The following is an 8,438-nucleotide window of genomic DNA, read 5'->3' on the forward strand; positions in this document are numbered from 1 at the left end:
TCACGCTTTCGCCATTGAGCTTGGGTGGATCATAATAATAATCATCTTTTCCCGTATATGTGGTTTTTCGTATAAAGGTTCCGTTTGAACCGCTTGTCTCATGATCAAAATTGATTTCCGGATCGTTATTGTACGCGTCAATTTCATCCTGCGTGTTCACTTCGAGTATATCGACCATTACCCAAGCGCCTTCCGTTTCAGCGCCGATTTGCACCGGCAGAACGGACAGCAGCAGAATCAACAGTACCACAGTAAAAATTCGTGCAATTTTGTTCCCTTGATGTTTCATCATGACCTCCTGATTTAGATTTTTTCGCGTTCCTCGATTTCCGTAAGCATTCTTTTATATTCGTTTTCGTCGATTTTCACCCGTTTACGCATCACCAGATAGGCGCAGCCGATCAGTATAATCGGCAGGAGCGTCATACAGATTCTCAGCCACAAGACCATCGAGCCGGGTGCGGCATTCAGCAGCGCGGCGATTTGATCGGTTTTCGCCGTCTCGTCGATCAATTGTAAATTGGCGTTTTTCTCGACTTCGGAGATGCCGTTTGTGAGCGTCGTCATGCCGATGGCGATGTAGACGACCGTAATCACGACCTGCTGGAGCGCGCTGCCCATCTTGGCCATAAACGGACGCAGCGAGAAAATGATGGCCTCGTCGCGTTCGCCGGTTTTGTACTGATTGTATTCGATGGTATTGGTCAAGCAGATCGTGGTGACCATGTAAAACAACGACTGCCCGAATCCGATGATGAACGCCTCAAGGCACAGCAGCCCGATATTCAAAACCCGCAGCGCATCGGTGTTGGGAATCAGGGTGCCGCCGAGGAAAAACATCGCATAACCCACCGTCGTCATGATGACAGCGAGTTTGGATAACGTTTTGCGGTTCCGTTTAGCGGCAAACGTCGGATAGAGCGCGTTGATCGCAATCGACGCGATCGCCCAGAAAGCCACGAACAAGGTCACTAAAAATCCGTCATAGCCGAACGAGAGATACATATAGTTGACGCCGAATGCGGTGATCAATGTGCTGCCGAGGTTATAAAGCAGCATAATCAACGTGACCCACAGCAGCTGATCGTTGTGAAAGATCACATGAAACATCTTTTTCAGCCCGACGTTCGCTTCTTTTTCGGAACGGGAGGTGTTGTCCTGCTTGACACAGGCGCAGACGATGATCTGGCTGATGACCAGCGCCGATGCGATAAAAATAACCACGGCGATATAACCCGAAATGGAGTTGCCGCCGATGGCATTTGTGCCGTTGGTGAAGATCGGGATCAACCCGGTGGCCGCGATGGCGCCGATACCTCCGAAGAGATTGGCCAGCGAAGTTACGCTGTCGCGGCGTTTGGGGTCGCTGGTCAGAGACGGCAGCATCGACCAGTAGGCGATGTCGTTCATCGTCCAGGTGATATCCCATAATAAATACAGAACCGCAAACAGCCAGACAAAAGCCCAACCCTCGACGCGGTTGGTGAACATCGCCACCAGCACCACGCCGTTGGTGACGGCTCCGATCATGATCCAAGGTTTAAACTTTCCGAATCTGCCCCGGGTGTTTTCGACAATGCCGCCCATTACGGGGTCGTTCAGCGCATCCCAGACACGAAAGATCGCCAGAATGATGCCGAGAGTCGCGAATTGCTCCGTCGTCACGGAGCGGGTGAACAGGACATAGGTCAAAACATAGGTTGCGAAGAGCGTATAGGCCATGTCACGGCCGATTCCGGGAATGCTGTACGCCCATTTGTTGCGCTTGAAAACGGTGGCCTCGGAAAGCGGTGTTTTCATTTGTCTGTCATCCTTTATATGGTGATGAAGAAATTTTATCATATTTTCCGCCGGAATACAACTTCATATTGCGAAAAAACCGAGTTTATTGTATAATGTTTTTCGCTGTATTTACGGCATAAAGGCAGGGTAAAAGGCGAAATGACCAGATTGCGCGGTCAAGATTATATAAAGGGGTTCAAGGACGGATTGCCGATCGGGCTGGGATATATCTCGGTCTCTTTTTCTTTCGGCATCATGGCCGTCAATATGGGCATCCCTTGGTGGATCGCGGTGGTGATCTCCATGACGACGGTCACTTCGGCGGGGCAGTTTGCCGGAATCGGGTTGATTGCAGGCGGTGCGCCGGTGATCGAATTGGTCTTATCCCAAATCGTCATCAACCTGCGCTATTCGCTGATGTCGGCTTCACTTTCGCAAAAACTCGACAAGAGCATGACAGCGCTGCGGCGGCTGATCGTCTCGTTCTTTGTCACCGATGAAATCTACGGCGTCGCCAGCGAAAAACAGGGCGAACTCGGCAATGTCTATTTATACGGATTGGGAACCGCGCCTTTGATCGGCTGGACACTGGGGACGTTACTCGGCGCATTGGCCGGCGGGATCATGCCCGAAATGCTGCGTTCGGCGCTTTCGATTGCACTCTATGCAATGTTCATCGCCATCATTCTTCCGCCCGCAAAAAAACACCGGCCGGCGTTCGCTGTGATTGCGATGTCGGTCGGGCTGAGTTGCTTATTCAGATTTACGCCGTATCTTGAGAATTTGTCCTCGGGTTTTGTGATCATCATCTGCGCGGTGGCCGCGTCGGTATTCGGGGCAATTTGCTTCCCGGTCAAAGGCGGTGACAGGCAATGAGCATCGGCAAAATCCTGCTTTATGTCGCGGTGATGGCGGGTGTGACCTACCTGATCCGTATGCTGCCGCTGACGTTGATCCGGCGCAAACTCGAAAATCAATTTGTGATCTCGTTCATGTATTATATGCCGTTCGCCGTGCTTTCGGCGATGGTGATCCCGGATATATTTTATTGCAGCGACATGGTGCTGTCGGCGGCCGTCGGCCTTGCCGTGGCGGTCGTGCTGTCGCTGTTCGAGAAAAAGCTGCTGACGGTGGCAATATTCGCCTGCCTCGCGGTGTTTCTGACCGAATCCGTGTTCCGGTTATTTGGCTGAGGCGTTTTCGGCGGATGCGGTTTTATTTGTAATCACCGAAGCAAGATTTGCCCCGAACCGTTTGATTTTCTGCGTCGTTGTCTTTTCAAGCGCCGCAGTCAATATTTCCACGACTTTGATGTGTTTATAAGAGGGGATTTTTTCGTTGACGTCACGGATGACCTTTTGGATGGCCGCATGGATCTCTTCCGCTTTCGGCAGCCGCCCGAGGGTTTCTTTGATGAAGTCAAGGTTCGGGAATATTTTTGCCTTGACGCAGATATCGCCGTTTTGTGTGTCCGCCAAAACGATGACGTCGCTGATTTCCGGCAGTTGCGACAGGCGGATTTCAAGTTCTTCCGGATAGATGTTTTTGCCGTTGGAAGTCACAATGACGTTTTTCCTGCGCCCTTTGATATACAGAGAGCCGTCATCGTCCATGCATCCCAAGTCACCGGTGCAGAACCACCCGTCCCGGAACACGGCACGGGTCGCCTCTTCGTCGCGGTAATAACCGAGCATGATATTGTCGCCTTTTGCGAGAATTTCACCGATACCGTCTTCGTTCGGATCGTCGATTTTTAAGGTAATGCCGGGCATTGCCCGACCGGTGGAAGTCGGATTTAAAAAGAAATCGCTGTTGCCCGCGAGAAGCGGAGCGCATTCGGTCAAGCCGTAACCCTGCAGGGTACGGATGCCGAGTGCCGCAAAGTCATCGACCAGCGAGGTATCGAGGTCCGCCGCACCCACGATAAACAGGCGCATTTTTCCGCCGAGTGATTTGCGGACTTTCAGGCGAATGATCTGACGGATCACCGACGGGACATTCGAAAGTGCCTGCGAGAGGGTCTGCGTCTCGAAAAGCGGTTTGTATTTTTCCGGGCTTCCGGCCGCGACGGATTTCCGGATTTGCTTGTTCAGCGCTTTCAGCAGGGCGGGGACAACCACCAAAACCGTGGGGTGATATTCCGTAAAGTTTTTCGGGATTTTTTTAAGTCCGTCGCAATAGGTAATGCAGGCGCCTCGTGAAAGCAGCAGCAGGCAGTCGAGTGTGCATTCGTAGGTGTGGTGCAGCGGGAGTATGGACAGCGTAGTATCAGCGGGCGTAATTTTTACCGCGCTGACCGTCGAATGAATATCCGAACAGATGTTATACTGCGACAGGCACACGCCTTTGGCGCTTCCGGTTGTACCGGAAGTGAAGATCAAAACCTGCATTTCATCCTTTGAAATACCGATCGCATCAACTTCATCTGTTTGAATCGGCTTGACCGGTTCGGATATCGACATCACGTCGGAAAAATCAAAGCATTGAATTCCATCCGCAAGAAGCGGTTTCAGATTCTCCAGATAATCGTTTTCTCCGAAAACGGCGCTGCATTCGGCGGATTGCATAAAGTCGCGGACATCTTCGGGATGGAGTTCTTTATCAATCGGCACGGCAACGCCGATCACAGCTGCGCAAAGATACGAAAGCACCCACTCGAAACTGTTTTTTCCGATCACGGCAATGCGTTTTCCCTGTAGCTTTAATTCGATGAGCCGTTGACTCATCGTATAAAAGCGATTTTTTAATTCTATGTAAGTGATATTCAGATAGTGCCCGTTTGAATCTTTTATAATAAATGCCGGTTTCCTTCCGAATTTATCGGCGCTGTAATTGATGATTTCCCGAAAGTCGTTAAACCTTTTTTCGTTGTAGATATTTACTTCCATCATTGATTCCTTTTTCTGCCTGTAAAGCGCTTTATATTGCGAAAAAACACTGCTTTGAAAAACAGAATTTCTCCTTCATTACTATACCAGCATATTGCGATGATTGCAATAAGTGTATTGCAAAATAAATATAAGCCGCCGTAAAAATACAGCGGCTTTGGCATTTTGTTTTGCTTGAAGTTTACTTGTAATTAGGTTTATCGCCGAGTTAACTTTTCGGTTTCTCGGAAGAATCGTTTTTAATGGGTGCAGGTTCTTTTTTCGCCGTTTCCTCGGGGGCAACATCCCCGTTTTCATCTAACCCTCTTGCGCCGAGTCTGCGGTTGATGGCATTTTCGATCGGCTCGGAAAGCACCGCAAACAACGGAATGCCGAGAATCATACCGGCAATCCCGAACAGCCGTCCGCACAGCACAATAGAGATTAACACCCAAATCGGGCGCAGACCGGTATAATCGCCGAACAACAACGGTTTCAGCAGATTCCCGTCGATGGTTTGAATCACGATGATCCAGATCAAAAACCAAAGTGCGTCGAGCGGGTTGACCAGTACGATAATCAATAAGCAGGGCACCGCGCCGATGATCGGGCCGAATGTCGGGATGAAATTGGTCACCATGATGATGGCCGACAGCAGCACGGGGTAGGGCAGCCCTAAAATAACCATAAACAAGAAAGTCGCAACGCCCACAATCACCGCGTCGATGATATTACCGGCTAAAAAATTCGTAAAAATGCGGTCAGCTCTGCGGGCGTTGGCCCGAAAGCGCGGCCAGGATTCGCGTTTGACGATTGCCGCCGAGACCCGTTTGACGATACGGCGGACATGCTGTTTGTCCAATAAAATATAAATCGAAAGAATCAGCGACAAGAAAAAGTTAAATACGCTGCTGCCGACTTTAACCGAAGCATCCGCAATTTGACCGATGTTGTCACTGATCCAGGTGACGGCGGTCTTGATCCATTCGCTGAAGCTGCCCATGAATTCATCGACGTTAAAATCGAGGAACGCATATTTCGCTTCCAGTGAAACAAGGGTGTTCCGCAATCCGTTAAAATAACCCTCGAGATTATTGATCAGCAGCATAATTGAATCAGCCAGCTGCGGAATCAGAAGCACAACCAACAAAACCAAAACGGCGATTGCAGCGATATAGGAGATGATCACGCTCAGTATATGCGCAGCCTTGCGCCGTTTCATTTTTCGGAACGCTTTATCCTCAAAAAATTTGACGGCCGGGTTCAGGATATACGCGAAAATTGCCGCCCAGATAAACGGGGACAGCACATTCAAAACGCCGCCGAAAAAGTTTCCGACGCCCGTGATGTTGCTGAGCAGCAGATAGAATAAAATGCCGCAGAAAGTGACGATCAGCCCGGTGACAACTTTGGGTGTTTTAAAGTAAGCAAAGAATTTTTTCATGGAACACCTCGCACAATTTACATCATAATAAGCATAACATTTCCGGCGGTTAACTGTCAATATCCGGTTGTTTTAAATGATATAAAATGGTAGAATATATACAGTGAGGTGATTCGGGTGTTTTACAGTTTGATTCATATTCTTCTGACTGCGGCTGACAGCGTTGTCTCCGAACCGCAGACCGCCGGCAATGTCTCCCCGCAGCCGTGGGTGATCATTGCGGTGCTTTTAATTGCGACGGGTGCTTGGTTTTTTACCCGCAACAGAAAACGCTGAGTGACTCATAAATTTACTTGTTTTTGGATTGCAGTGTAGAGGATTTCGGGTCCTTCGTAATGATGGGATATCGTCTTTACGAGGAGAAACGTAGGGCAAAATCCCCGCGCAGGACGAAGCAATCCGGAAACTCAAGCGGTCTGGATTGCCGCGGCACTGAAGTGAAATGACGGATATCATCTGCTGTTCGGTTTGGGCGCAGAACACCGCAGAAAACATGAATTCCCCTCTGTGGAGGGGTGGCATAAACATCCGCAGAATGTTTATGACGGGGTGGTTAAATAAATATTCCCGCCGTGCGGTACCTTAAATCAATAATAAAGAGCGCCCCAGTGGGGCGCCCTTATATTTTCAGATATTCAATTAAGCTGGGGTGGAACTTCAGCAACCGTTAGCTGACATGTCGTCGATAATTCACAGCATTTCAAGCCCTTTGATGTCAGTCGGTGCTAAATTCCGATCACCATAACTACATTCAAAACGTAACCACTCCCTTGCGTTGAACTTTGGTTAATTGTCCGGGGGAGTATCCTCCACGGCAACTGTTTTCATTCTCAAGCAAATCTTCATACAGATCATTCCTTTCCTCGGAGATACAATTTGCTGTCGAGTCACAGTTTACCGTCCGCGTGTCGACTCGCGCGGACCGTTTTACTTCATCGGACTCACCCCTTTCCGGATATAATTCCCGTAGTTTCCTGAACTACGTCTATAGTATAACACCGATATTTCTGGTTGTCAACAAATTTTACAAAAAAAATTTAAAATTATAAAAATAATTGTGGAAAAACACGGAAAAACCGCATGGTTAAGCCAAAATGCGGTTACGTAAATGATAAATTAACGAAAAACGATCTTATATTTGTGACCAAAACATTGGTGTTGGGACTTGACCAGCTCCTTTTTGTTTTTCGCTAAAACAATCGGTCTTGTTACCAGTATATGAAATTCATCAATTAAAAGAGATATGAAACAGGACAGAGACGAATGGCAGATGGCCGTGTGAAAGATAACGGATTCGAGGAATTGTGCCGGTTTGATTTGTTGGAGAAATCGCAAAAAACATTGACGTAAAGCGGAATTTCCGGTCTAATATTAGAATGCCGGATGGGGTCGCAAAAGAGCAGTAAAATATGCTAAGCTGTATTCAGAAAAGCGTTTGCTATGTCAATCGGCGGCGCGTTTAAAACAGATAAGGGGATGTGGGGGTATTAAAATGAGCATGGAGTCATTGAGAAAGCACCTTAAGAAGTTACAAGAAAAATTGAGGGCAGGAAATATCACACCGGAGATCTCGGGTATGGATGACGTTTATCAACCGGTAAATCTAATCGAAACCTATCATCCGCCGGAAGTTGATGTACCGGACGAACAGGCGCCGGAAACCCCTACGGCGACACAGCCAATCTATGAGCCGGAAGATGACGTCGTGAACAGAAGCGCCATTCCGCCTGCGAATACAGCAACCAAGACAACCACTAATGTAACAAGCGGAAACAAGCCCAAAGTCGACCCGAAAACGGGAACAAACGGGGCGAAAACAATAGAAGATATTACGGTGAAAAGCCCGCAGCTTGTCGAGGGTATCGGAAACGCCGACCTGATTGACGCTTACAATGCTGGTCTGAACGGAACGGATTTATCCCGCGAAACAAGGGCCAATGCCGCCGCCGGGAACTATTCGGAGCAGATTGAGGCAATGTACAACGCCGGACAGCAGGACTCAAACGGAAGTATGACGGATGAGGACCAAGATGTTTCTGCAGCGGAAAAGAAAAGCGGTTACCAAAGTGAGGTTGACAATCTGGAAAATTTGGGTTATACTGCGGGTGAAACCACAGAAAGCAACAGCGTGAAAGTGAATCCAACCGATGTGACGATTCCCAATATGGGCGCGGCGCCGAATGCCGATACCGCAGGTTCGGGCAATAACACAAACAGCGGCAACGCAACTTCGGGCAGCAATACAAACAACAATTCGACACAACAGTATCAGATCAGTGATTCGGAAAAGGAACTGAATTACATGATGGATATGCTGTTCATGAACGGGGCGGGGAGCAGCACAG

The 8,438-nt window shown here is 48.8% G+C and carries 8 protein-coding genes; 4 read left to right on the plus strand and 4 right to left on the minus strand.

Annotation, left to right across the window (positions count from 1 at the left end):
* Positions 1-292: hypothetical protein (locus tag PK629_11775; GenBank protein ID HOP12154.1), on the minus strand; the 292-nt coding region annotated here is incomplete at its 3' end.
* A gap of 11 nt (positions 293-303) precedes the next feature.
* Positions 304-1,800, minus strand: coding sequence for a glycoside-pentoside-hexuronide (GPH):cation symporter (locus tag PK629_11780; GenBank protein HOP12155.1), 1,497 nt, complete (start codon positions 1,798-1,800; stop codon positions 304-306).
* 141 nt (positions 1,801-1,941) lie between these two features.
* On the opposite strand from PK629_11780, the gene PK629_11785 reads away from it, so the two are divergent.
* Together PK629_11785 and PK629_11790 are read left to right on the plus strand one after the other, a co-directional pair.
* Entirely contained in the window at positions 1,942-2,658 is a 717-nt protein-coding gene (locus tag PK629_11785) for an AzlC family ABC transporter permease (GenBank protein ID HOP12156.1), read from the plus strand.
* Positions 2,655-2,975, plus strand: coding sequence for an AzlD domain-containing protein (locus tag PK629_11790; GenBank protein ID HOP12157.1), 321 nt, complete (start codon positions 2,655-2,657; stop codon positions 2,973-2,975). Before PK629_11785 ends, PK629_11790 begins: the two co-directional genes overlap by 4 nt.
* Here the strand turns inward: PK629_11790 and PK629_11795 are convergent.
* Positions 2,964-4,673: an AMP-binding protein gene (locus PK629_11795; protein HOP12158.1), complete on the minus strand. Its 1,710-nt coding sequence runs from the start codon at positions 4,671-4,673 to the stop codon at positions 2,964-2,966. The two genes, PK629_11790 and PK629_11795, sit on opposite strands and share 12 nt — an antisense overlap.
* Positions 4,674-4,878: 205 nt before the next feature.
* Positions 4,879-6,093 (minus strand): AI-2E family transporter, encoded by a 1,215-nt coding sequence (locus PK629_11800; GenBank protein ID HOP12159.1) that lies wholly within the window; start codon positions 6,091-6,093, stop codon positions 4,879-4,881.
* Between the two features lie 117 nt (positions 6,094-6,210).
* On the opposite strand from PK629_11800, the gene PK629_11805 reads away from it, so the two are divergent.
* Both PK629_11805 and PK629_11810 read left to right on the plus strand, forming a co-directional pair.
* On the plus strand, positions 6,211-6,369 hold the full coding sequence (locus PK629_11805; protein ID HOP12160.1) for an LPXTG cell wall anchor domain-containing protein: 159 nt from the start codon (positions 6,211-6,213) through the stop codon (positions 6,367-6,369).
* A 1,300-nt stretch (positions 6,370-7,669) separates the two neighbouring features.
* The coding region (locus PK629_11810; GenBank protein ID HOP12161.1) for a hypothetical protein at positions 7,670-8,438 on the plus strand (769 nt) is incomplete at its 3' end.

It is taken from the genome of Oscillospiraceae bacterium (genome assembly GCA_035380125.1).
Classification (GTDB): Bacteria; Bacillota; Clostridia; order Oscillospirales; family JAKOTC01; genus DAOPZJ01.

What these genes read in the sequence shown, in the direction of transcription:
- PK629_11800 (HOP12159.1), bottom strand. Translation starts at nt 6,093, where the DNA reads ATGAAAAAATTCTTTGCTTACTTTAAAACACCCAAAGTTGTCACCGGG.
- PK629_11785 (HOP12156.1), top strand. Translation starts at nt 1,942, where the DNA reads ATGACCAGATTGCGCGGTCAAGATTATATAAAGGGGTTCAAGGACGGA.
- PK629_11790 (HOP12157.1), top strand. Translation starts at nt 2,655, where the DNA reads ATGAGCATCGGCAAAATCCTGCTTTATGTCGCGGTGATGGCGGGTGTG.
- PK629_11780 (HOP12155.1), bottom strand. Translation starts at nt 1,800, where the DNA reads ATGAAAACACCGCTTTCCGAGGCCACCGTTTTCAAGCGCAACAAATGG.
- PK629_11795 (HOP12158.1), bottom strand. Translation starts at nt 4,673, where the DNA reads ATGATGGAAGTAAATATCTACAACGAAAAAAGGTTTAACGACTTTCGG.